Genomic DNA, 23344 nt, shown 5'->3' on the forward strand with positions numbered 1-23344 from the left:
TTGAAAAGCTCTTCTGTCAATACTTTGACGCTTTAACGCGGCGAAAATTTGGGGTTAAAAAAATATTTGTTAAAAGTGAATAAAATACTTGAAATATTGTGACAATTTTAGTAAAATATATCCATAGACTAAACAAGGGATGACAGCAGTGTCATTCGCAAATAACTAGTATTGGAGGAATTTAATATGAAAGTGTACACATCAGACAGGATTCGCAACGTAGTTGTCTTAGGGCATGGTGGAGCAGGTAAGACCAGCTTAGTAGAAGCAATGGCTTATTTATCAGGAATTACCAGCAGATTAGGCAGCGTAACAGAAGGCAATACCGTAAGTGATTTTGATAAAGAAGAGATCAAAAGAAAATTCTCAATCAGCACATCCGTTGTACCGATTATTTGGAATGATGTCAAAGTGAATGTTTTAGATACCCCCGGATACTTTGATTTTGTAGGTGAAGCGGAAGAGGCAGCTGCAGCAGCAGATGCGGCGGTGATTGTTATTAACGGTAAAAGCGGTGTGGAAGTAGGTACACAGAAGGCATGGGATCTCTGTGAGAAGTATAAGCTACCCAGAATGTTCTTTGTAACGAATATGGATCTGGATAATGCCAGCTACCGTGAAGTAGTAGAACAGCTTACCGATTTGTACGGAAAAAAGATTGCGCCAATCCATCTGCCTATACGTGAAAATGAAAAATTTGTAGGATATGTAAATGTTGTTCGCAAAGCGAGCAGGAAATGGGTGGATAAAGGTCAGAAGGTTGATTGTGAGACTCCTGAATATTCATTAGAATATCTGGAGAAATACAGAGAAATCTTATTAGAGGCTGTTGCAGAGACAAGTGAAGATTTCATGGACCGCTATTTTAGCGGAGAAGAATTTTCTGTTCATGAAATTATGGCAGCGCTGACCGTAAATGTTTCCGACGGTTCCATTGTTCCGGTATCTATGGGTTCCCCGGTAAATATCCAGGGTGTCGCTAATCTTCTGGATGACATCGTACAATATTTCCCAAGTCCGGATAAAAGAAATTTTGCTGGAATTAATATGAAGACCAAAGAGATCTTCGAAGCGAATTACGATTTCGCCAAGGCAAAATCTGCATACATTTTCAAGACAATTGTAGATCCGTTTATTGGAAAATATTCTTTGATAAAGGTATGCTCCGGCGTTATTAAGAATGATGATACTCTGTTTAATTATGATAAAGATTTAGAAGAGAAGATTAATAAACTGTATGTATTTGAAGGAAGTAAGCCAATTGAAGTAACGGAATTGCATGCCGGGGATATCGGGGCAATCGGAAAACTGTCCCATGCACGTACCGGTGATACGCTGTCTACAAAGACAACTCCAATCCAGTTTGGCAAAATGGATCTGTCCATTCCTTATACATATAAGAGATATAAGGCAAAGAACAAAGGCGATGAAGATAAGATCTCACAGGCATTGACGAAGATGATGCATGAAGACCTGACCATGAAAGCAATAAATGATGGTGAAAACCGACAGTCTCTGCTCTATGGAATGGGAGACCAGCATTTGGATATTATCCAGAGCAAGCTGTTAAGTAAATATAAAATTGAAATTGACCTGGATAAACCAAAGGTTGCATTTAGAGAAACTATCCGTAAGAGTTCCGATGTTGAATCTAAATATAAGAAACAGTCCGGCGGACATGGACAGTATGGTCATGTTAAAATGCGTTTTGAGCCATCGGGTGATCTGGAAACGCCATATGTGTTTGAACAGGTCGTAGTGGGCGGTGCCGTACCAAAGAATTACTACCCGGCAGTAGAAAAGGGAGTTCAGGATTCTATGCAGAAAGGCCCGTTAGCAGCATATCCGGTTGTGGGTGTGAAAGCGGTACTCTATGATGGATCCTACCATCCGGTAGATTCTTCTGAAATGGCATTTAAGACAGCAGCAGTGCAGGCATTCAAGAAGGGCTTTATGGAAGCTTCCCCGGTACTTCTGGAGCCAATTGCATCATTGAAAGTAATTGTTCCCGATAAGTATACGGGTGACGTTATGGGCGATATGAATAAGCGCCGCGGCCGTGTACTTGGAATGAACCCGGATTCTAAGGGGAACCAGGTTATTGAAGCCGACATACCTATGACAGAACTTTATGGATATTCCACAGCACTTCGCTCAATGACAGGCGGAAGCGGAACCTTCTCATATGAATTCGCACGTTATGAGCAGGCACCATCTGATATTCAGGCAAAAGAAGTTGAAGCCAGAGCAAGTAAAGTAAATACAAATGAAGAATAAATTGGAATAGGAAAAGGGGGCAGAAATTTTGCCCCCTTTTTGTAATTAGAGATATACCTATCCTGTAAATATACCGGATACAGAATAGCGGGTGCAGCTGTTTTCTAAAACAGGATTTCTAGATATTGTTGTATATATTTATGCCAATAATGAAATGATACCTTATATATTGGCTGAAGTGAAGCAGCCAGGTTACGGAATCAAAAACGCCCAGGGGGGGGGCAGATGAAATCATATCTGGTGTCAGCACCCTAAGCAAGGAAAAGAGAATTATAGGAGAGTAAAAATGAAAAGCAGTACATGTGTATTATTATATGGATTAAAAGATACGCCAAAAGGAGAGAAAGTCAAAGCAGTTCTGAAAAAGATGGGCATTGAAGCCAAAGATATTCCATTAGAAGAATACTACCAGCCCATAGGTCTGCTGGCAGGAATTCCGGGATTTCAAAAAGAAGAAAGAAAATACACCGGAGGTGGATTTCCGGATGAGATGATGGTGATGCATTTAAACAGCAGCCAGGTAGATGCCCTTTTAGCCAGGTTTCGACAGGAAGGAGTAGAGCGTATCGACCTGAAAGCAATCATTACAGAATTCAACCGTTCCTGGAATTCCCTGCAGCTTTATTTAGAACTGCATAAGGAGCATGAAACAATGACCAGGCGAAATCCATAAGGCATATTAGTTAAACCAATAAAAAACAGCCCGCAAAAATCAGGAAGGGGGCTGTTTTTTATGTAAATAGGAGGTACCATATATAGTATAGGAATTGTAGTGCCTGCGGATGACATTACAATTCCGCCGTAAGCTAATAAAATCAATCTATTTTTTCAAAATAAGATGCATCCTTTCCACATACCGGACATATAAAATCTTCCGGAAGTTCGTCTGCTTCTAATATATATCCACAGACACTGCAGCGGAAGCCCTTTGTCTGGCTTTCCTGATAGGAAGGAGCATTTTTAGGAGTAGTACCTTTCTTTTTGCTATGATAATCGGCATAAGTCAGAACCTGGGAATCAGAAGGGATATCAGCTTCTGTAACTTCTCCAATTAAAATCACATGGGTATCAACGTCCAGTCTGTCTGTTACTTTACAGGAAAACCTTGCTGCAATACCCTCTGTGGGGTAGGGGTTTCCGTTTAAGTCACGCTCATAAGATGCCTGTTCAAATTTCTCGGCGTCCCTGCCAGACTGGAAACCAAAGGTTTTAATGAGTTCCATATCTACCTCTTCGGAAAGTACGACAGCAGAGAAAGATCCGGCACCCTCGATCAGACGCAGGGTTTCGTTATTCTTATTTAAGGCGATAGATAGTCTTGCAGGTGAGGAAGTCACCTGGGCCAGAGTGTTAATCACACAGCCGCCGTCTTTATTTTCGTAATTGGCGGAAACGATATATACACCATAACTGAGTTTAAAAAAAGCTTTTGTATTCATTGTAAAATTCCCTTTCTTAATGTAATTCGGTGATCAGAATTTACAGCTATTGCTATATCATATCTTTCCACGGAAAATGTTTTTGTATTCCTATATTCGTATTATATAGCATAAATTTCCAAATGTCAATAACAATAATTATTACTAATATTGAATTGTTTCAGGTTAATTTGGGTTACCATCACAAAACTACCATTTATCATCCATGGATTCAACACATTTATCGATTATTCTAGTTGCATAAGATTTTAAGAAAAATTAAGACAGATGAAGAGATCACTAATGGAGGGAAATATGGTAATGAAACAGAAAAACAAAAAAATGAAAATCTGGAAAGACAAGAAAAAGCGGAAATGGATATTGATCATCCTGGGAGTCTGTATAATCGGAGCTGGCGGTACTGCATTTTTCATGACCAGAAAAAGAATGCCGGTAGAAGCGGCGGTCCAAAAGTCACAGACGGCAACAGTGGAGAAAGGAAATATTTCCAATACCATTGTGGGTACCGGAACTTTAGAAGCGGATACTGCAAGTGGAATTGAAATACCTTCCGGGCTTGTCATAGATGAAGTGAAAGTGGAAAGTGGTGACAGTGTAAGTAAAGGCGATGAACTGGCTGTAATCAATCAGGCGTCACTGTTAACGAAAATCGAAGATACACAGGAAGAAATTGCAAAACTGGATAAAGAAATTAATGAAGCAAAAGAAGATTCAGATGCAGATACCATTACTACCAGTGTCAGTGGCCGTGTCAAAAAAATTTATGCCGCATCAGGTGATAAAATAACAGATGTAATGTTAGAAAACGGGGCACTGATATTGCTTTCACTGGATGGAAAGATGGCACTGAAACTGGAAAATGTGTCCGGCATTGCAGCAGGAGACAGTGTAACTGTAACGCTATCCAGCGGTACAGAGAAAACAGGAACCGTCGAAAGTGTTTCCGGGAAGACCGGTGTAATTACCCTGACCGATTACGGACCCGAATTGAATGATACAGTTTCGGTTAAGGATTCTGATGGAAAGGAACTGGGAACAGGGAAGCTTTATATTCATCAGCAGCTGGCAATTACAGGTACTGCAGGAACAGTAAGTTCCGTGGATGTTTCGCTGAATGTATCGGTAGATGCAGACGAGACCCTGATTGAATTAAAAGAAAGTGCGTCACTGGGAACTTACCAGGAACTGCTGGCAGCCAGGGAAGAACTGGCACAGTCACTGCAGGAGTTAATGAATCTGTCTGCAAACCCAACCATTACAGCTGATTTTGATGGAATCGTCCAGACGGTAAATGTAACGGCGGGCAGCAGTTCTTCCAATAGCAGTACTTCCGGCAGCAATTCCACGGGGAGTTCCAATTCCTCGAATGGAATGACAGGAGCATCCTATTCCTCAAACTCAGGCAGCCAGCCAGTCTTCGTGACCGCTTCCGCTAAAAAAGAGACAGCCGGAACAGCCAAGACAGTTGGAACAGCCAAGATAGTCGGAACAGCTGTGACAGCCGTAAACACATCGGAGTCCACAAAGGAGCCGGCACAAACACAGATCTCTATTTACACAGAGACAGAGCAAAATAAAACGGAGATTTCGGAATGCACACCGGATATCACAGCGCCTGTAAAAGGGGCTTCACCTCAGAACATACTGCAGGAAACACAAAGTTATGCCGGAAGCATAGTATGGAATCCTTCAGACAGTGTCTTTCAGCCTGCCACTACCTATACGGCGGCAATTACGCTGACGGCAAAGGAAGGATATCAATTTGCTGCCGGTATTGCACCACAGTTAAGCGGAGGTGTCATTTCCGGAATAACCTTAAGCGCAGATAATAGTATTCTAACGTTTTCCGTTGCTTTTCCGGCTACGGCAGAAGAGGCTACAGAGAAGCCGACAGATACACAGACAGACCCGGTAACGGAAACTTCCGGGGGAAAAGAAACAGAGACAAATCCTCAGCCTTCAACAGAACCAAAAGAAACACAGCCTCAGACAGAGTCAGATACGAAGAATGAAAAGGACAGCAATAAGCAGTCTGAGTCACAGAAAAATACGGACAAAAACAACGGACAGGAGACCAATGGAAAGAGCAGTGAAAATTCGGATAATCTAACAAATGGTAACTTAACAAATAATACAAATGGGAATAACAACAGTGGTTCCGGGAATAGTGGAAGCGGCAGTGGAAATGCAGCACAGACAACTGCAAGCGAAAACAGTTCCACAGAAAGTAAATCCAGTTCAGACGACACAACTTCCACCGCATCATCCGGTTCGAATGTTTCCATAATGACGGTATCGCCCCAGGATAACGTAATTCTTACCGTAAATGTAGATGAATTAGACATCTTATCGGTAAGTCTGGATCAGGAAGCGGAGATTACCTTTGATGCCATCGAAGATCAGACATTCAAAGGCAGCGTAACAAAGATTTCCAACTCGGCCAGCTCCAGCGGCGGAGTAACAAAATATCCGGTACAGATCACTATACCGAAAGATGCGTCAATGCGCATCGGAATGAATGCGTCAGCAACTATTACAATTGAGAATAAAGAAAATATTCTGCTGATACCGATGAATGCCCTTCAGGAACGGGGAAATAAAGTATTTGTCTATACCAGCGAAGACGAAGAAGGTGCATTATCCGGAGAAACAGAGATTGAAACAGGATTGTCAGACGGAACAAATGTGGAGGTAGTAAGCGGACTGGGTGAAGGAGATACCGTCTACTACAATAAAACAGGATCTTCCTCCTCTAATACAGAGGGTGGCTTCATGGGAGGTATGCAGGGTGGTGAAATGCCGTCCGGAGGTTTTGGCGGTGAAATGCCATCCGGAGGCGGAGGACCAAGTGGAAGTTCGGGCCAGATGAAGGCACCGGGCGGACAGTGAGGTGACGGCAATGATTATATTTCAGGATGTTTGTAAATATTATCAGATTGGCGGGGAAGAAGTGAGGGCTTTGGATCATGCGAATATGAGGATTAAAAAAGGAGAATTCGTCAGCATTATAGGACCTTCGGGAAGCGGTAAATCCACGCTTATGAACATTATAGGGTGTCTGGATGTAGCTGATTGCGGGGAGTATTATCTGGACGGACAGGAGATAGAACAATATTCAGAACGGGAACTGGGCAGGATACGGAATCATAAAATCGGATTTATTTTTCAGAATTTTAATCTGATTCAGAAGATGACGGCAGAAGAGAACGTGGAACTCCCTTTAATCTATCAGGGTATCCATGCTTCTGAGCGTAAGAGAAGGGTTATGGAAGCATTAGAAAAAGTGGAGCTTTCCAGCAGGATGCATCATAAACCCACAGAGTTATCCGGCGGGCAGCAGCAGAGAGTTGCAATAGCGAGGGCACTTGTAACAAGTCCCTCTCTGTTTCTGGCAGATGAGCCTACCGGAAATCTGGATTCCAGAACCGGAGACGATATCATGAGCCTGTTTCATGAACTGCATGAACAGGGGAATACCATTGTGTTAATTACCCATGATAACAAAGTGGCAAAACAGGCACTGCGCAGAATTCATATTCTGGATGGTCATGTAAAGGAGGTGGAGTGATGGTCTTTCAGTCCTTAAAAATGGCATGGAGTGCCATAACCTCGAATAAAATGAGATCTTTTTTAACCATGCTGGGAATTATCATCGGTGTAATGTCGCTGGTAGTACTGGTCTCTATCGCAAATAGCGCAACCACTTCTGTAACAGATGAGATTTCGAATATCGGAACGAATCTTTTAACGATTCGGATCGAGGATAACAAAGAAAATCCATTGAAGTTATCCGAACTGTCAGACTTTACGGAAAATGAGGAAATTGCTCTGACAGCACCAATAGCCCAAAGCAGCATAACAGCAAAGAGCGGATATACCAGCAGTACGGTTACCACATATGGAACAACAGGCTCCTATCTGGATATACAAGGCAAGGAATTGGCTTATGGGCGTTTCTTAAAAGCGGCAGATATTGACAATCATTCGAATGTAGTGGTATTAAATGAGGATGCGGCTACGGAGATTATTGGGCGTGCTAATGCAGTGGGAGAAAGTATTTCTTTAGACGGCAGAAGTTTTTTAATTATAGGAATTATCAAGAGTGACGAGACCAGCAGTAAATCATCATCCAGATTATCGGGAAGCTCTGGATCAGGCAGGGGGAGTGCTTCTTCTAAAAGTTCATCGTCTACCAGCACCTCTTATGCAAGCCTGGACGCCTATATTCCCTATACAACGCTGACAAGAATTGCCAGCAATATATCATCAGAAATCACGACGTTCTATGCCACAGCTACCAGTGAAGACAGTCTGGATGCAGCAGAAGATGCCATGTCAGAAATGCTGTTAAAGCGTTTTGGACAGGATGAGGATGCATTTACCATACAAAACCAGTCTACGCTTATGGAAACAATGAACAGCGTAACCAACACCCTTGCTTTGATGCTGGGAGGTATCGCAGCGATCTCATTAGTTGTGGGCGGTATTGGGATTATGAATATTATGCTGGTATCCGTAACTGAGCGTACGAAAGAAATCGGTATCCGAAAAGCAATCGGGGCAGGCAGGGGAAGCATTATGCTGCAGTTTATGCTGGAAGCATTGATGATCAGCCTTTTAGGGTGTCTGTTTGGGATATTTTTGTCCTGGGTTATTTTGCAGGCAGCCGGTATGATTATGGATTCCATGAGTTTCCAATTGTCCAATCAGGTAGTATGGATCGCTGTAGGTTTTTCCAGCATTATCGGGGTAGTCTTCGGTATTTATCCGGCAAATAAGGCGGCAAAAAAGCATCCGATAGAAGCGCTCAGATATTCCGGGTGACAACTATAAATGAGCAGGAGCTTTGTCAATAAGCAAATAAAAACGTCCAGACATTATTATCTGGACGTTTTCAAAATCATAATTTTGATAACATCATCATGATTTCATTGCTTCTGGAAATGAACTTTGTCATTTCTTCCGGAGCCAGCTGTTTGTGGCTTAAGAGTGCAAGATCGTATAACTGCTCACACATCATCGGAATATTTTCAGAATCTTTGTTTTCAAAGATATATTTTACTAATTGATTATTAGCGTTTAATACAAGGGTTTCGGAAGATCCAAACATGCCTGGATCCATACCGTACATATTGTACATCTTCATCATATCCTGCATACGTCTGCTTTCTTCAGAAAGAGTCATTACAGAAGAGATGTTTTCGTTTTTCAGCTTTTCAACTTTGACTTCCAGTTTTTCTTTGCCAAGAACTTTGCGGAATAATTCAGTAAGTGTATCTGTAGTTTCCTTTAATTCTTCAGCATTTACTTCTTCCTTGAAGTGCTCTGTCACGTCGGAATCGATGCGCTGGAATTTAACTTCCTCATTTTTTTGTTCGATATGGCTGATGAAAGCGGAATCAATGTTGTGCTTTAAGATAGCCGCATCCAGACCTTCCTCTTTGAACATATTAATGTACTGGCTCTGCTGTACTTCATCCGTAACATAGAAGAGTGTAGTCTTTGGCTTTTCCGATTCTTTTTTATCTGCATCTTCTGTGTTATCGGCACTGGTTTCTTCAGCAGCAGTTTCCTCGGTTTCCGGCTCGTCTTTTTTGTTCTCTGCAATGAAATCAGGCAGAGTCAGATAATTGCTTTCCAGGTTTTTTACAAGAATGTAATCCATCATCTTATCACTGAACTTGCCGTCTTTTAAGCAGCCGAATTTGATGAATGGGCTGATGTCATCCCAGTATTTTTCATACTGTTCACGGTCTGTTTTGCACATGCCGCTTAATTTGTCAGCTACTTTCTTGGAGATATAATCAGCGATCTTCTTAACAAAGCCATCGTTCTGAAGAGCACTTCTGGATACGTTAAGCGGTAAGTCCGGACAATCGATGACACCTTTTAACAGCATCAGGAATTCAGGAATTACTTCTTTGATATTATCTGCGATGAATACTTGGTTATTGTATAACTTAATGGTACCTTCAATAGAATCATATTCCGTATTGATTTTCGGGAAGTAGAGGATACCTTTTAAGTTAAATGGATAGTCCATATTTAAGTGAATCCAGAATAAAGGTTCTTTGAAATCCATAAATACCTTACGGTAAAAATCTCTGTATTCTTCTTCTTTACAGTCATTTGGATGCTTGGTCCAAAGAGGAGCAGGATCACTTAAAGATACAGGGCGTTTGTTTATTTTTACTTTATCCTTTGCAGGAGAAACTTCCACGATTTCTTTTTCACCGTTTTCTTTTTCTTTTTCTTCCGTTTTTGCTTCTTCGTGGATATGTTCTACAACCACATCATCTTCACGAAGATCTGCTTCATCGATGGTTTCGAATTCCTGCTCTGCATTTTCCTTGGAAAGGAAAATTTCTACAGGCATGAAAGAACAATATTTTTCCAATACTTCACGAGCGCGGTATTCGTTAGCGAATTCCAGGCTTTCTTCGTTTAAGAAGAGTGTGATTTCCGTACCTACGGTATTTTTATTCCCATCATCTAAAGTATATTCGGTGCCGCCGTCACATTCCCAGTGAACCGGGACAGAACCTTCTTTATAGGAAAGAGTATCGATGTGTACTTCTTCAGCAACCATAAATGCTGAATAAAAGCCCAGACCGAAATGACCGATCATTTCGTCGTCGTTTGTTTTGTCTTTGTATTTTTCAAGGAAATCGGTTGCACCGGAAAATGCGATCTGTGTGATGTATTCTTCTACTTCATCAGCTGTCATACCAAGACCGGTATCAATAAATTTTAATGTTTTCGCTTCCGGATTTACTATTACTTCAATTTTGTTTTTGTGTTTTTCCGGGAATGAGTATTCACCCATTACTTCCAGTTTCTTTAACTTTGTGATTGCATCACATCCGTTGGAAACCAATTCACGGAAAAAGATGTCATGGTCAGAATATAACCATTTTTTGATAATTGGAAATATGTTTTCGCTGTTAATTGATAAGCTTCCTTTTTTGTTGCTCATAAGTAACACTCCTTTTGTAATTATTTCATTTTTATCTAAAGCTAGTTTAATACGGGAAAAATAAATTGTCAAGAAAAAATTAGCACTCGATCAAGATGAGTGCTAACAAATTTCTATAAACTTTATAAACAAATTATAAACTCATCCATTTTTTGGATATAAACATAAAAAATACCTGAGTTGGAAAGAATAATGATAAATGATCAGAGAAGCTCAAATGCAATTTCTTTCTGCCTGAGAAATTTCTGTACCATGGTATCCCAGGACTGCTCCAGTGTTTTATCCATTGTAAAGATTCGGATGGAAGTACCGGTGATACAGCTCAGATTATGTCCATCATATTTTAAATTTAAAAACAGGCCGTTGATATCAGAAGAGGACATAGGCAGTTTAGTCTGAACTAACAATTTTTCAAGATTGGCAGGGGAGAGCTGAAAGACAAATTTAAAATTCAGCGGCGTACGCTTTCCTTTAATTAATTCAAAACAATAGGGACGTAACTGCATCCAGGACGAATAATTGGTATTGGAAAGGCCTCGTTCTTCCAGTTCATCCGGATTGTAATAATCTTTTTGCAGGCGGCCGTCAATATGAAAGGTATTATAAGTAGTAATAACGGCTTCAGACAGCAGAAAATGGTCAAAAGTATCATTCAGCAATAGTTTTGACATAAATTGTTTGACATCTAATATATGTAGTGCGATCAATTTTTTGCTCCTTTTTTCATAAAAAATTTCATCTGTTATTATTATAACCGCAATGTAAGAAGACGGCAAGCAGGGATTCAGCCGGAAATGGAAAAAACCCCTTTTCAAACGAATTTATATGTGCTATGATTATGTGGTATTAAAAACTACATAATAAGATATGCTAATTAGTACTAGTACATCCTTGTGCAATTAACAGTGAATAAAGACGCAGATACCAGGCATTTTATTTACCAATAATTATGCAATGCTGTACAAGATTGTACTTGATGAATATTCTGCATGAGTGATGCAAGATTTTAGGAGGAATTTTTAATGGATTACAAGATAATTATTGACAGCTGCGGCGAATTGACAGAAGAGATGAAGAAGGACGGTCATTTTGCTACAGCATCACTTTCTATGCAGGTGGATGAGTGCACAATTGTGGATGATGAAACATTTGACCAGGCAGATTTTTTAAGACGGATTGCAGCTAGTCCGAACTGCCCTAAATCATCATGTCCATCACCGGAAGCCTATATGAGTGCTTTTGACTGCGGAGCGCCGAGAGCTTATGCGGTTACGCTGTCGGCGGAATTAAGCGGCTCTTACAACAGCGCAGAGCTTGGCAGAAAGTTATTTTTAGAAGAACATCCGGATAACAAGGTTCATATTTTTAATTCTCGTTCAGCATCTATTGGTGAGACCCTGATCGGTTTGAAGATACAGGAATGCGAAAATGCGGGCATGGAATTTGAAGAAATTGTGGATACCGTAGAAAAGTATATTGCCGGACAGAGCACCTGGTTTGTTTTGGAGAATCTGGATACCCTCCGGAAAAATGGACGTCTCAGTAAAGTAAAGGCATTTGTGGCAACGGCGCTTAAGATCAAACCGGTAATGGGAGCTACACCCGAGGGTACCATTGTGCAGCTGGATCAGGCTAGAGGAATGAATAAGGCATTGGTTAAAATGGTAGATTTTATAGTCGAGAAGGTAGAAAATTCGGAAGAAAAGATTTTGGCCATTTCTCACTGCAACTGCCCGGACCGTGCTAAAATGATAAAAGATGCTTTATTGTCCAGATTATCACTTAAGGATATTTTTATTGTTGATACCGCAGGTATCAGCAGTATGTACGCTAATGACGGTGGCATTATTATTGTTGTTTAAAATAATTGCCGTATAAATGTCAAAACAAGTAAAAAAAACATGCAATTCCTACAAATCTGTGATATAATATAAAAAATATGCTTAAAGAAATGACAGATAGCAGAAGTAAGGAGAAGAACATATGAGTCAGGAGAAAGTAGACCGCTACAAACAAGAAAAAGCAAATCGTGAAAAGCTTCTTAAAAAACAGAAACGCAATAAAATGCTCATGAAGCTGGGCGGTTTGGCAGTATGTCTTGTCATTGTAGGCTGGGTAGGTTTTTCGGCTTTTAATAAGTTCTATACACCTCCGGTGAAAAATTACGAGGTGAAGACTACAGCCGTAGACGATTATTTACAGGGATTAAATGAAACGGAAACAGAAGCAGCAAAATAATGGACAGCCGGAGTGCGCAGCATTCCGGCTGTAACTTTTTGGTAATGAGGAAGACAAGGAGGAACCGGAAGGTTGCAATTTGATTATATTATAGAAAATAAAGAGGTATGTATTTTACGCTGTTTTGGGGAGGGGAGAAAAGTAGTGATCCCAGGACAGCTGGAAGGATACCCGGTGACTGCTCTGGGAAAATATATATTTTCCAGGGCGTACGACGGGGATGGCGGCAAAAAAGCCATTTGTGCCGACATGCCGGAAGAGGTAATTTTACCGGAAACCGTACAGACAATCGGTGATTATGCATTTTACGGGTGCAGACAGCTTAAGAAGATGGCATTGTATCAGGGCGTCCGTGAGATTGGCGGCGGAGCATTCACCGGATGTGCAAAACTATCCAGGCTGAAGATCAGTCTGGATGGCCCGATGGGATATTGTTTTAAAAATGTAATTGCTGAGTTAAATCATGAGGTGGAAGTAAAATTAAGCAGAGAAGGACAGACTATCGCCAGGCTGCTGTTTCCGGAATATTACGAAGAAGCTGTGGAAAATACACCTGCCAGGATTTTAGAAACCCGTATCCATGGTTCCGGATATACTTATCGGCAGTGCTTTCATAACGGAGAATTTAAATTTCTGGAATATGACCGCCTGTTTTATGATGCAAAAGCATGGGAATCCGAGGATTTCTGTGTACACCTGGCACTTTACCGCCTGGAATATCCCTTGCAGTTGACGGGGGAGCATGAGATACAGTACCGGGAATATCTGTCCGAACACAGTATAGCCGCAGGGATGTGGCTCATTCGTTCTGACCGGATGCATCAGCTGGATTTTTTAAGCAGCCAGATTGTATGGCAGCCGGAGATTTTAGAGCATCTGATACGTTTTGCCGGGGAGCAGGAGCGTATGGAAGCGGTGGGTTATCTGATGGATTATAAAAATGAACACTTTGCAAAAAAGAAAAAGAGCTTTGATTTATAATACTGTGGCGCGCAGATGTCAGAAAGCAATTATAAAACACGCGCTAGAAAGGAGTTAATATGACCGAAGATTTTGCAGCGAGAGAGCAGGAGATATGGGACAGACTTTATCAGGCAGGTTTCGATATCCTGATTAACGCCAGAAATGAGTTATATATTCATATGCGTTTCCTGGACGTGGCACTGTCATCATTTCAATATCAGATGGATATGGAAATGAACAGTCTGGGAACGGACGGAAACGTTATTTATTACAACGCCCGGTTCCTTGGGGGATTATTTCGGGAGAGCCGTACTATAATTAACCGTGCATATCTGCACCAGGTACTGCACTGCCTGTTTTGCCACGTAGTGGAAACAGAGAAACGTGAGGAAATCTACTGGAATCTGGCATGCGACATTGCCGTTGAATCCATTATTGACAGTATGCAGATACGCTGCCTGAAAAAGGGAATGTCCTGGCTTCGGGAAAGCACGTACCGGGAGTTAGGCAGGAGCCTGAAGGTGCTCACTGCAGAAGGTATTTATCTGGAACTGCAAAAAATGGATTTTGGCGTGAATAACCGAAAACTGGATAAACTGATCCTGGAATTCTGCAGGGACAGCCACCAGTACTGGAATAAACAGGAAGATTCGGAAAAAAACAGTGAAATGAACCAGAAATGGCAGGATATCAGGGAGCAGATGGAGATGGATCTGGATATTTTCTCTAAAGAATCCGTGGAGGCATCCGGAGGTTTGCGGGACCAATTGAAAGTCCGTAAAAAACAGGGAGATGATTACCGAAGGTTTTTAAGAAAATTTTCCGTGTTAAAAGAAGAGATACAGGTGGATACGGATCAGTTTGACTATGCATTTTATACCTATGGCATGACCATGTATGGCAATATGCCGCTGATTGAACCGGTTGAATCCAAAGAAGTAATGAAGATTGAAGAATTTGCCATTGTCATTGACACTTCCATGTCCTGTTCGGGACATCTGGTGCGTCTTTTCCTGGAAGAAACTTATCATATTCTGCAGGAGAATGACAGCTTTTTTAGAAAAGTAAATATTCACATTATTCAATGCGATGAAAAGGTACAGCAGGACCGGAAGATTACAACGGAAGAAGAATTACAAAAATATATGGAAGAGATGGAAATCGTGGGAAGCGGAGGAACGGATTTTCGTCCGGCTTTTGCTTATGTGGATGAGCTTTGCAGAAGAAAAGAATTTACAAATCTCAAAGGCCTGTTGTATTTTACAGACGGATTTGGGATTTTTCCAAAGAATATGCCGCCCTATGAAACAGCATTTGTATTTATGCGGGAGGACTACGATGATACGCAGGTGCCTCCCTGGGCGATAAAAATAATAATAGATGAAGAGGAGCTGTCAAACCGGTATCCTGTTCAAAATGATAGATGATATAGGAGAATAGAAATGAATATTAAAAGAGCTAAGGAAGAAATTAAAAATTCCATTGAAGCATATCTGATGAAAAATGAATACGGAGAATATCAGATTCCGTCAGTGCGGCAAAGGCCCCTGCTTCTGATCGGCCCCCCCGGAATCGGTAAGACCCAGATTATGGAACAGATTGCGAAAGAGTGCCGGGTAGGGCTGGTAGCCTATACCATCACCCACCACACCAGACAGAGCGCCATTGGTCTGCCTTATATCGTTGAAAAAGAATTCCGGGGCGAAAAGGTATCCGTTACGGAATATACAATGAGTGAAATTATCGCTTCGGTTTATGAAAAGATCGAAAAAACCGGCATCCGGGAAGGTATTTTGTTTATCGATGAGATTAATTGTGTGTCGGAAACCCTGGCGCCCACCATGCTTCAGTTTTTGCAGTGCAAAACCTTTGGAAATCAGAAGGTTCCGGAGGGCTGGGTGATTGTAGCTGCCGGAAATCCGCCTGAATATAATAAGTCGGTGAGAGATTTTGATGTGGTTACCCTGGACCGGATTAAGAAAATAGATGTAGAGGCGGACTTTTCTGTCTGGAAAGAATACGCCTACCATGCCGGCATTCATCATGCTGTGCTGTCATATCTGGAATTGAAGAAAAATCACTTTTACTGTATTGAGACTACTGTGGACGGCAAGCTTTTTGCAACGGCAAGAGGATGGGAGGATTTGTCCCAGCTGATCAAGGTATATGAAGAAATTGGTAAGAGGATTGACAGGGAAGTGGTGTACCAGTACATTCAGCATTGGAAGATTGCAAAAGATTTTTCTAATTATCTGGAATTATATCAAAAATATAAAAAGGACTATCAGGTTGCAGATATTTTAAAAGGACACATTTCGGATGTGGCAATTGATAAAGTACGGCGTGCGGCATTTGATGAAAAATTAAGTGTAATTGGACTTTTGGTTTCCAGGCTGGATGAATTGTTTCGGATATGTTACCGCAGCGATGCGTTTGTGACAATGGTCTATGAGCAGTTAAAGTATTTTAAAGACAGTTTGGGCACTTATGACGGCACCAGGGACAATACGGATGCAAATGGTGCTGCTTACGAGGCAATGACAAAGCTCACCCGTAAGATGGAAGAAGACACCGCCAGACTGCTTGCTGCAGAGCAGTTAACGAAGGAGCAGGAGCATATCCGCAGAAAAGCGGGTGCCCAGTTGGAATCCTATGAAAATCTGTTAAAAGGAGGAGACTATATTGACAGCCGGAAAGCTTTTGAAGCGGTAAAGGAAAGATTTGCAGACATCACGGATTCCCGCAGTACTTTGATACAAGAAGCGGAAGAGGCACTGAATTACGCGTTCGATTTTATGGAAACTGCATTTGGAGACAGCCAGGAAATGGTTATCTTTATCACAGAACTAAATACGGATTATTACAGTGTATGGTTTGTGGATGAAAATGGCTGTGACCGGTATTACAAATATAATAAAACGTTATTATTTGCTGAGAAACAGAAGGGGATTTTACATCAGCTGGATGAAATAGAAGAGCTTGGGAATATTTAAAGGCATTCGGCAAGTGTATGAAAACAAGAAAGCAGGCAGGACATATATTGCCGATATGTCCTGCCTGCTTTCTTGTTTCTTGCATGTATCTATTTATTTTTTATTTATTTTTTTCGATCTCAGCCATTTTCATTGCACGAACTTTTAATGGAAGGCCAAATAATGTGATGAATCCATCAGCATCATGGTGGTCATATAATTCACCTGTGGTAAAGCTTGCTAAAGATTCACTGTATAAGCTATATGGAGAAGTAGTGCCTGCTTTGATAATATTGCCTTTGTAAAGTTTGAATTTTACTTCGCCGGTTACATATTCCTGTGTCACATCAACAAAAGCCTGGATTGCTTCGCGAAGAGGGGTAAACCATTTTCCTTCGTATACGATCTGTGCAAATTTGTTGCCCATATCTTTTTTTGTTTCCATGGTGGCACGGTCTAATACTAATTCTTCTAACTGGTCATGTGCTTCCATAAGGATTGTTCCTCCTGGTGTCTCATATACACCGCGGGATTTCATTCCAACAACACGGTTTTCTACGATATCAACAATACCGATACCATGCTTTCCGCCCAGTTCATTTAATTTTGTAATAATTTCAGATACTTTCATCTGTTCACCATTTAAGCTGGTTGGAGTACCTTTTTCAAAGGTCATGGTTACGTATTCGCCTTCTTCCGGAGCTTTTTCCGGAGATACGCCCAGCACTAATAAGTGGTCATAGTTTGGTTCGTTTGCAGGATCTTCTAATTCCAGACCTTCATGGCTGATGTGCCATAAGTTACGGTCACGGCTATAGCTGCTGTCTGCTGAAAATGGAAGATCGATGCCATGCTCTTTACAGTATTCGATTTCATCTTCACGGGACTGCATGGTCCAGATATCGGTCATTCTCCATGGAGCAATTATTTTTAAGTCAGGAGCCAGTGCCTTGATGCCCAGCTCAAAACGGATCTGGTCATTACCTTTTCCGGTAGCTCCGTGGCAGATAGCAGTAGCGCCTTCTTTTCTGGCGATTTCTACTAATCTTTTTGCAATACCGGGACGTGCCATAGAGGTTCCCAGTAAATATTTATTTTCATATACAGCACCTGCTTTTACGCATGGCATAATATAATCGTCACAGAATTCATCAATGATGTTTTCAATATATAATTTGGAAGCTCCTGACAGACTTGCTCTTTCTTCCAATCCGTCCAATTCATTTCCCTGTCCACAGTCGATGCAGCAGCAAACTACATCATAATCAAAATGTTCTTTTAACCAAGGGATGATTGCGGTCGTATCCAGACCACCTGAATATGCCAGAATAACTTTTTCTTTCATAGGTGTATCCTCCTAAATATTATGTATTATTTGATTGCTTTTCGCTAATGACTACTATACATCAACTGTCATAATTATGCAAGAGTAAATTTACATAAATTCTAAAAATATTTTTGTGTGATTCGAGGAAAAAAGCATAAGTTCTATTATATAGTAGAAAAGGCATATAAATAGGGAAGAAAGGAATTCTGGTATATCGAAGGCTGTCGGAAATATAATTGCCGGGAAGAAAGTTTTTCCAGAAATTTAAAAAAAGTACTTGCATAATATACACATTCAATGTATAATTATGCGCATATTATTCATGCGGAGGAATTAAAATAAATGAAATCGCAACCCATACCCAGGAACGGCAGATATGCCGCAAAGTGGGGCGTGCAGATGACAGGATATTCAGCACTGTCAATATAAGTTTACGCAGGGAGGCACTAGAAGAAAAACACTTTACTTCGCTGAAATCTTATTATATATTAATAAGAAAGCAGCCTGGAGAAATGAGCAAGAGTTCTATTAGACTGGAAACAAAGGAAAAAAAGAAGAAAAGGAGTTTTGAAAATGATAAAAGCAGGAATTATCGGAGCAACCGGATATGCAGGCGGTGAACTTGTGAGGTTATTATTAGGGCATAAGGAAGTGGAAATTGCGTGGTATGGTTCCAGAAGTTACATAGATAAAAAGTATTCGCAAGTATATCAGAATATGTTCCAAATCGTAGATGCAAAATGTATGGATGACAATATGCAGGAGCTGGCAGATCAGGTGGATGTGATTTTTACTGCTACCCCTCAGGGACTTTGTGCTTCACTTGTTACCGAAGAAATACTTTCCAAAGTAAAAGTCATTGACCTGAGTGCGGATTTCCGTATTAAAGATGTAAAGACCTATGAGGAGTGGTATAATATTTCCCATAAGACTCCGCAGTTTATTGGAGAAGCAGTATATGGATTATGTGAAATCAACAGGGAAGCGGTGAAAGCGGCGAGACTGATTGCGAATCCGGGATGTTATCCTACCTGCAGTACATTGTCGATTTATCCTTTATTAAAGGAAGGATTGATTGATCCGGCTACGATTATTATCGATGCTAAATCCGGTACTTCCGGAGCAGGACGCGGTGCAAAAGTAGATAATCTCTACTGTGAAGTAAATGAAAATATCAAAGCATACGGTGTTGCCTCCCACAGACATACTCCGGAAATAGAAGAACAGCTGGGCTATGCGGCAGGAGAGGAGATCCGGATTAATTTTACACCTCATCTTGTTCCTATGAACAGAGGAATTCTGATCACTGCGTATGCTTCATTGAAGAAAGATGTCAGCTATGAAGAAGTGAAAGCAGTTTATGATAAATACTATGAGAATGAGTGTTTCGTACGTGTACTGGATCAGGATGTATGCCCTCAGACGAAATGGGTAGAGGGAAGTAATTATGTGGATGTGAATTTCAAGATCGATAAGAGAACGAACCGCATTATTATGATGGGCGCTATGGATAATCTGGTAAAAGGCGCCGCAGGCCAGGCAGTGCAGAATATGAATCTGCTCTTTGGGTTTGATGAAACTATGGGATTACAGCTAGTGCCCATGTTCCCGTAAGATGGGATATTTGAAACGTTATTACAGTAAGGTAAATAGTTTCCACATATAAGGAGGAAGAATCATGAAGGTGATGGATGGAGGAGTTACTGCTGCAAAAGGATTTCAGGCAGCAGGGATTTATGCAGGGATTAAGAAAGACAAAAAAGATATGGCTATGATTTACAGTGAGGTGCCATGTGCGGCAGCAGGTACCTTTACCACTAATATTGTTAAAGCGGCGCCTGTTAAATGGGATATGGACGTGGTTTACAATTATCAGAATGCCCAGGCGGTTATTGCCAACAGCGGTGTGGCAAATGCCTGTACAGGAGAAGAAGGGATGGCTTATTGCAAGGATACCGCGGACACGGCGGCAGAACTTTTACATATAGATCCAAAGGCTGTTCTGGTTGCATCTACCGGTGTAATCGGCAAACAACTTCCCATGGTGCCCTTAAAAGAGGGAATCAGAAAAATGGTTCCTCTGCTTTCCGGGTCAAAAGAGGCAGGTACATTGGCGGCGGAGTCAATTATGACTACGGACACGGTAAAAAAAGAAATTGCAGTAGCGATTGAAATAGGGGGTAAAACAGTCACCATCGGCGGCATGTGCAAAGGCTCCGGCATGATTCATCCAAATATGTGTACCATGCTTAGCTTTGTAACAACAGACGCCGCAATTTCAAAAGAGATGCTGCAGAAAGCACTGAGCGCCGATATTAAAGATACTTACAACATGGTATCTGTTGACGGGGATACTTCTACAAATGATACGGTGCTTCTTCTTGCAAACGGAATGGCGGGCAATCCTTTGATCACCGAAGAAAATGAGGATTATAAACTTTTCCTTGAGGCTCTCAATTATGTGAATACCTGTCTTGCTAAAAAAATTGCAGGAGATGGAGAGGGAGCAACTGCGCTGTTCGAAGTCAGGGTAATCGGTGCCTGGTCCAAAGAGCAGGCAGTTACTTTAAGCAAGTCAATTATAACATCCAGTCTCACCAAAGCAGCGATTTTCGGACACGATGCAAATTGGGGGCGCATACTCTGTGCCATGGGATATTCCGGAGCTGACTTTGATCCGGAAAAGGTAGACTTATTCTTTGAAAGTGCAGCAGGAAGGTTACAGATTATTGAAAATGGAGTTGCACTGGATTACAGTGAGGAAGAAGCTACAAAAATCCTGTCTGAACAGGAAGTGACGGCAATAGCAGATATTAAAATGGGTAAGGAAACTGCCACGGCATGGGGATGCGACCTCACCTTTGATTACGTAAAAATCAATGCAGATTACCGCTCCTGATATTCATAAGCAAACAATAGTAAAAGTAAAATGAAAAGAGGATAAGGTTGAAAGAAAATTATGATATAGAAAGGTGCCACGGTGTGATTCTTTCAACCAGTTTTATTGTGGCAGTATTGCAGGCAAGCCTGTAATATGCAATGGGTATAATTATGGAAACAATGGAAAACTGGCTGCAAAAAGCAGGTGTATTAATAGAAGCATTACCTTATATTCAACGGTTTCACGGCAAAACGATTGTAGTAAAATACGGCGGAAGTGCCATGGTGGACCATCAGTTAAAGAAAAATGTAATTCGTGACGTAGCGCTGTTAAAGCTGGTGGGATTTCGTCCGATTATTGTGCATGGAGGCGGTAAAGAAATTACGAAATGGGTAAATAAAATCGGTCTGGAAACCAACTTCGTAAATGGTTTGCGGGTAACAGATAAGGCTACTATGGAAGCAGCAGAAATGGTTTTAAATAAGATTAACAAAGGTCTGGTTTCCATGATGGAAAAACTGGGTGTCAGGGCAGTTGGAATCAGTGGAAAAGACGGTTCGGTATTACGTGTTGACAAAAAGCTTTCCGGCGGTAAGGACATTGGATACGTAGGAGAAGTGAAGAAGGTAAATACGGAGTTATTGAATATTTTATTAGATAATGATGTAGTGCCTGTGATCTGCCCGATAGGCTCAGATGATGAATACCATTCCTATAATGTCAATGCCGATGATGCCGCATGTGCCATTGCCTCGGCGGTAGGAGCTGCAAAACTTGCGTTTTTAACTGATATAGAAGGGGTATACCGGGATCCGCTGGATAAGTCCACCTTAATCTCAGAGATGTCAATTCCCGAAGCGGAAGAATTCCTGGCAAGCGGAAATGTTGGCGGCGGGATGCTTCCCAAACTGCAGAACTGTATCTATGCCATGAAAGCCGGTGTTTCCAGAGTTCATATTTTAGACGGCAGAATCGAGCACTGCCTGCTGTTAGAGTTCTTTACGAACAGAGGGATCGGAACTGCAATCATGGGTGATCAGGAGGAACGATATTATAATGAAGACAATGAATAGTTATATGGAAGAAGCCGAAGAGGTCATATTACATACTTATAATCGGTTCCCCGTAGTATTTGAAAGGGGAGACGGAGTATACCTGGAGGATACGCAAGGAAAAAAATATCTGGATTTTGCAGCAGGGATTGCAGTTTTTGCCCTGGGCTACCACTATCCGGGCTACGATGCTGCTCTGAAGAACCAGATTGATAAAATTATCCATACTTCTAATCTGTATTACAATGTCCCAATGGGTGAAGCTGCTAAAAAGCTGGCAGCATGCAGTGGAATGGATAAAGTGTTCTTTACAAACAGTGGAACAGAAGCGATTGAGGGAGCCATTAAAGCGGCCAGAAAATACGCGTATACGAAAGATGGCTGTACCGATCATGAAATTATAGCCATGAATCATTCTTTCCACGGAAGGAGCATTGGCGCGTTATCAGTGACGGGAAATCCTCATTATCAGGAAGCTTTTAAACCTTTGATGGGTGGAGTTAAATTTGCTGATTTTAACGATCTGGAAAGTGTAAAAGCGCAGATTACCGGCAAAACCTGTGCGATTATCATGGAAACGGTTCAGGGTGAAGGCGGTATCTATCCGGCGGACAAAGATTTTCTGGAAGGAGTTAAGGCAATCTGTGAGGAGAAGGATATTCTGCTGATTTTAGATGAAATTCAATGCGGTATGGGACGAACCGGCAAGATGTTTGCATGGCAGGACTATGGAGTGAAACCGGATATTATGACCTGTGCCAAAGCGCTTGGCTGCGGGGTTCCCGTAGGAGCATTTATTCTGAATGAAAAAACTGCAGGGAATTCACTGGTTCCCGGGGATCATGGAACAACCTACGGCGGAAATCCATTTGCCTGTGCAGCGGTTTCAAAAGTATTTGATATATTTGAAAACGACCATATCATAGATCATGTAAATGAAATTGCTCCTTATCTGGAAGAAAAGTTAGACCAGCTGGTTGAAAAATATGATTTTCTGGATACCAGAAGAGGAAAGGGCATGATGCAGGGGCTTGTGGTAAAAGGCCGTCCAGTGGGAGATATCGTCAAGAAATCTCTTGAAAATGGACTGATCGTTATTTCGGCAGGCAGTGATGTGCTGAGACTGGTACCTCCCCTGGTGATTGAACGTGAGCATGTAGATGAAATGATTGGGAAGTTGGAGACGGTATTAGAAGAAGTGTAAGGACAGTTTTAGATT

The 23344-nt window shown here is 41.4% G+C and carries 18 protein-coding genes; 14 read left to right on the top strand and 4 right to left on the bottom strand.

Going from position 1 to position 23344, the window contains the following annotated elements; translation table 11 throughout:
• Nucleotides 1-186 precede the first annotated feature (186 nt).
• Together QR40_RS15015 and QR40_RS15020 are read left to right on the top strand one after the other, a co-directional pair.
• The gene (locus tag QR40_RS15015; protein ID WP_044295894.1) at nucleotides 187-2277 is read left to right on the top strand and encodes an elongation factor G; all 2091 of its coding nucleotides are present in this window, start codon (nucleotides 187-189) and stop codon (nucleotides 2275-2277) included.
• A 286-nt stretch (nucleotides 2278-2563) separates the two neighbouring features.
• Nucleotides 2564-2950, top strand: coding sequence for a DUF3783 domain-containing protein (locus QR40_RS15020; RefSeq protein ID WP_027294375.1), 387 nt, complete (start codon nucleotides 2564-2566; stop codon nucleotides 2948-2950).
• Nucleotides 2951-3092: 142 nt separating this feature from the next.
• Here the strand turns inward: QR40_RS15020 and QR40_RS15025 are convergent, their stop codons facing one another.
• Nucleotides 3093-3716, bottom strand: a complete 624-nt coding sequence (locus tag QR40_RS15025; RefSeq protein WP_027294374.1) for a flavin reductase — start codon at nucleotides 3714-3716, stop codon at nucleotides 3093-3095.
• Nucleotides 3717-4016: 300 nt separating this feature from the next.
• Here QR40_RS15025 and QR40_RS15030 point away from each other — a divergent pair, with 300 nt between their 5' ends.
• Genes QR40_RS15030 through QR40_RS15040 form a run of 3 tightly spaced genes read left to right on the top strand, consistent with a single transcriptional unit; the run spans nucleotide 4017 to nucleotide 8540 of the window.
• The gene (locus tag QR40_RS15030; protein WP_160295822.1) at nucleotides 4017-6605 is read left to right on the top strand and encodes an efflux RND transporter periplasmic adaptor subunit; all 2589 of its coding nucleotides are present in this window, start codon (nucleotides 4017-4019) and stop codon (nucleotides 6603-6605) included.
• Between the two features lie 10 nt (nucleotides 6606-6615).
• Nucleotides 6616-7284 carry an ABC transporter ATP-binding protein gene (locus QR40_RS15035; protein ID WP_044296053.1) on the top strand — a complete coding sequence of 223 codons (669 nt, stop codon included), beginning with the start codon at nucleotides 6616-6618 and terminating at the stop codon, nucleotides 7282-7284.
• Nucleotides 7284-8540 (top strand): ABC transporter permease, encoded by a 1257-nt coding sequence (locus tag QR40_RS15040; RefSeq protein WP_044295896.1) that lies wholly within the window; start codon nucleotides 7284-7286, stop codon nucleotides 8538-8540. The genes QR40_RS15035 and QR40_RS15040 overlap by 1 nt, the downstream gene beginning before the upstream one ends.
• 76 nt (nucleotides 8541-8616) lie before the next feature.
• Here QR40_RS15040 and htpG read toward each other — a convergent pair whose 3' ends face one another.
• Nucleotides 8617-10692, bottom strand: a complete 2076-nt coding sequence (htpG, locus tag QR40_RS15045; protein WP_044295897.1) for a molecular chaperone HtpG — start codon at nucleotides 10690-10692, stop codon at nucleotides 8617-8619.
• Between the two features lie 203 nt (nucleotides 10693-10895).
• Nucleotides 10896-11399: a DUF5721 family protein gene (locus tag QR40_RS15050; RefSeq protein WP_044296054.1), complete on the bottom strand. Its 504-nt coding sequence runs from the start codon at nucleotides 11397-11399 to the stop codon at nucleotides 10896-10898.
• Between the two features lie 315 nt (nucleotides 11400-11714).
• Between QR40_RS15050 and QR40_RS15055 the strand changes: the two genes are divergently transcribed.
• The 5 genes from QR40_RS15055 to QR40_RS15075 all read left to right on the top strand — a co-directional run bounded on the left by QR40_RS15055 (nucleotide 11715) and on the right by QR40_RS15075 (nucleotide 16886).
• A complete protein-coding gene (locus tag QR40_RS15055; RefSeq protein ID WP_044295898.1) occupies nucleotides 11715-12554 on the top strand; it encodes a DegV family protein in 840 nt (279 codons plus the stop codon).
• Between the two features lie 121 nt (nucleotides 12555-12675).
• Entirely contained in the window at nucleotides 12676-12930 is a 255-nt protein-coding gene (locus QR40_RS15060; RefSeq protein WP_027294367.1) for a hypothetical protein, read from the top strand.
• Between the two features lie 72 nt (nucleotides 12931-13002).
• The gene (locus QR40_RS15065; protein ID WP_052430878.1) at nucleotides 13003-13911 is read left to right on the top strand and encodes a leucine-rich repeat domain-containing protein; all 909 of its coding nucleotides are present in this window, start codon (nucleotides 13003-13005) and stop codon (nucleotides 13909-13911) included.
• A 59-nt stretch (nucleotides 13912-13970) separates the two neighbouring features.
• Nucleotides 13971-15320, top strand: coding sequence for a vWA domain-containing protein (locus QR40_RS15070; protein WP_044295899.1), 1350 nt, complete (start codon nucleotides 13971-13973; stop codon nucleotides 15318-15320).
• A gap of 15 nt (nucleotides 15321-15335) precedes the next feature.
• Nucleotides 15336-16886 (top strand): ATP-binding protein, encoded by a 1551-nt coding sequence (locus QR40_RS15075; protein ID WP_044295900.1) that lies wholly within the window; start codon nucleotides 15336-15338, stop codon nucleotides 16884-16886.
• 100 nt (nucleotides 16887-16986) lie between these two features.
• On the opposite strand, the gene QR40_RS15080 is transcribed toward QR40_RS15075, so the two are convergent.
• Entirely contained in the window at nucleotides 16987-18210 is a 1224-nt protein-coding gene (locus QR40_RS15080) for an argininosuccinate synthase (protein WP_027294364.1), read from the bottom strand.
• Between the two features lie 555 nt (nucleotides 18211-18765).
• On the opposite strand from QR40_RS15080, the gene argC reads away from it, so the two are divergent.
• The 4 genes from argC to QR40_RS15100 all read left to right on the top strand — a co-directional run bounded on the left by argC (nucleotide 18766) and on the right by QR40_RS15100 (nucleotide 23329).
• Nucleotides 18766-19806 carry an N-acetyl-gamma-glutamyl-phosphate reductase gene (gene argC / locus QR40_RS15085; RefSeq protein ID WP_044295901.1) on the top strand — a complete coding sequence of 347 codons (1041 nt, stop codon included), beginning with the start codon at nucleotides 18766-18768 and terminating at the stop codon, nucleotides 19804-19806.
• A 64-nt stretch (nucleotides 19807-19870) separates the two neighbouring features.
• Entirely contained in the window at nucleotides 19871-21091 is a 1221-nt protein-coding gene (gene argJ, locus QR40_RS15090) for a bifunctional ornithine acetyltransferase/N-acetylglutamate synthase (protein ID WP_044295902.1), read from the top strand.
• A gap of 140 nt (nucleotides 21092-21231) precedes the next feature.
• Nucleotides 21232-22146, top strand: a complete 915-nt coding sequence (gene argB, locus QR40_RS15095) for an acetylglutamate kinase (protein WP_242858540.1) — start codon at nucleotides 21232-21234, stop codon at nucleotides 22144-22146.
• On the top strand, nucleotides 22130-23329 hold the full coding sequence (locus QR40_RS15100; RefSeq protein ID WP_330373772.1) for an aspartate aminotransferase family protein: 1200 nt from the start codon (nucleotides 22130-22132) through the stop codon (nucleotides 23327-23329). The genes argB and QR40_RS15100 overlap by 17 nt, the downstream gene beginning before the upstream one ends.
• Nucleotides 23330-23344: the final 15 nt, after the last annotated feature.

The organism is Robinsoniella peoriensis, assembly GCF_000797495.1.
GTDB classification, from domain to species: domain Bacteria; phylum Bacillota; class Clostridia; order Lachnospirales; family Lachnospiraceae; genus Robinsoniella; species Robinsoniella peoriensis.

Bases quoted from the DNA above. Each gene is read 5' to 3' on its own strand.
- QR40_RS15015 (WP_044295894.1), top strand. From the start codon at position 187: ATGAAAGTGTACACATCAGACAGGATTCGCAACGTAGTTGTCTTAGGG.
- QR40_RS15020 (WP_027294375.1), top strand. From the start codon at position 2,564: ATGAAAAGCAGTACATGTGTATTATTATATGGATTAAAAGATACGCCA.
- QR40_RS15025 (WP_027294374.1), bottom strand. From the start codon at position 3,716: ATGAATACAAAAGCTTTTTTTAAACTCAGTTATGGTGTATATATCGTT.
- QR40_RS15030 (WP_160295822.1), top strand. From the start codon at position 4,017: ATGAAACAGAAAAACAAAAAAATGAAAATCTGGAAAGACAAGAAAAAG.
- QR40_RS15035 (WP_044296053.1), top strand. From the start codon at position 6,616: ATGATTATATTTCAGGATGTTTGTAAATATTATCAGATTGGCGGGGAA.
- QR40_RS15040 (WP_044295896.1), top strand. From the start codon at position 7,284: ATGGTCTTTCAGTCCTTAAAAATGGCATGGAGTGCCATAACCTCGAAT.
- htpG (WP_044295897.1), bottom strand. From the start codon at position 10,692: ATGAGCAACAAAAAAGGAAGCTTATCAATTAACAGCGAAAACATATTT.
- QR40_RS15055 (WP_044295898.1), top strand. From the start codon at position 11,715: ATGGATTACAAGATAATTATTGACAGCTGCGGCGAATTGACAGAAGAG.
- QR40_RS15060 (WP_027294367.1), top strand. From the start codon at position 12,676: ATGAGTCAGGAGAAAGTAGACCGCTACAAACAAGAAAAAGCAAATCGT.
- QR40_RS15070 (WP_044295899.1), top strand. From the start codon at position 13,971: ATGACCGAAGATTTTGCAGCGAGAGAGCAGGAGATATGGGACAGACTT.
- QR40_RS15075 (WP_044295900.1), top strand. From the start codon at position 15,336: ATGAATATTAAAAGAGCTAAGGAAGAAATTAAAAATTCCATTGAAGCA.
- QR40_RS15080 (WP_027294364.1), bottom strand. From the start codon at position 18,210: ATGAAAGAAAAAGTTATTCTGGCATATTCAGGTGGTCTGGATACGACC.
- argC (WP_044295901.1), top strand. From the start codon at position 18,766: ATGATAAAAGCAGGAATTATCGGAGCAACCGGATATGCAGGCGGTGAA.
- argJ (WP_044295902.1), top strand. From the start codon at position 19,871: ATGAAGGTGATGGATGGAGGAGTTACTGCTGCAAAAGGATTTCAGGCA.
- argB (WP_242858540.1), top strand. From the start codon at position 21,232: ATGGGTATAATTATGGAAACAATGGAAAACTGGCTGCAAAAAGCAGGT.
- QR40_RS15100 (WP_330373772.1), top strand. From the start codon at position 22,130: ATGAAGACAATGAATAGTTATATGGAAGAAGCCGAAGAGGTCATATTA.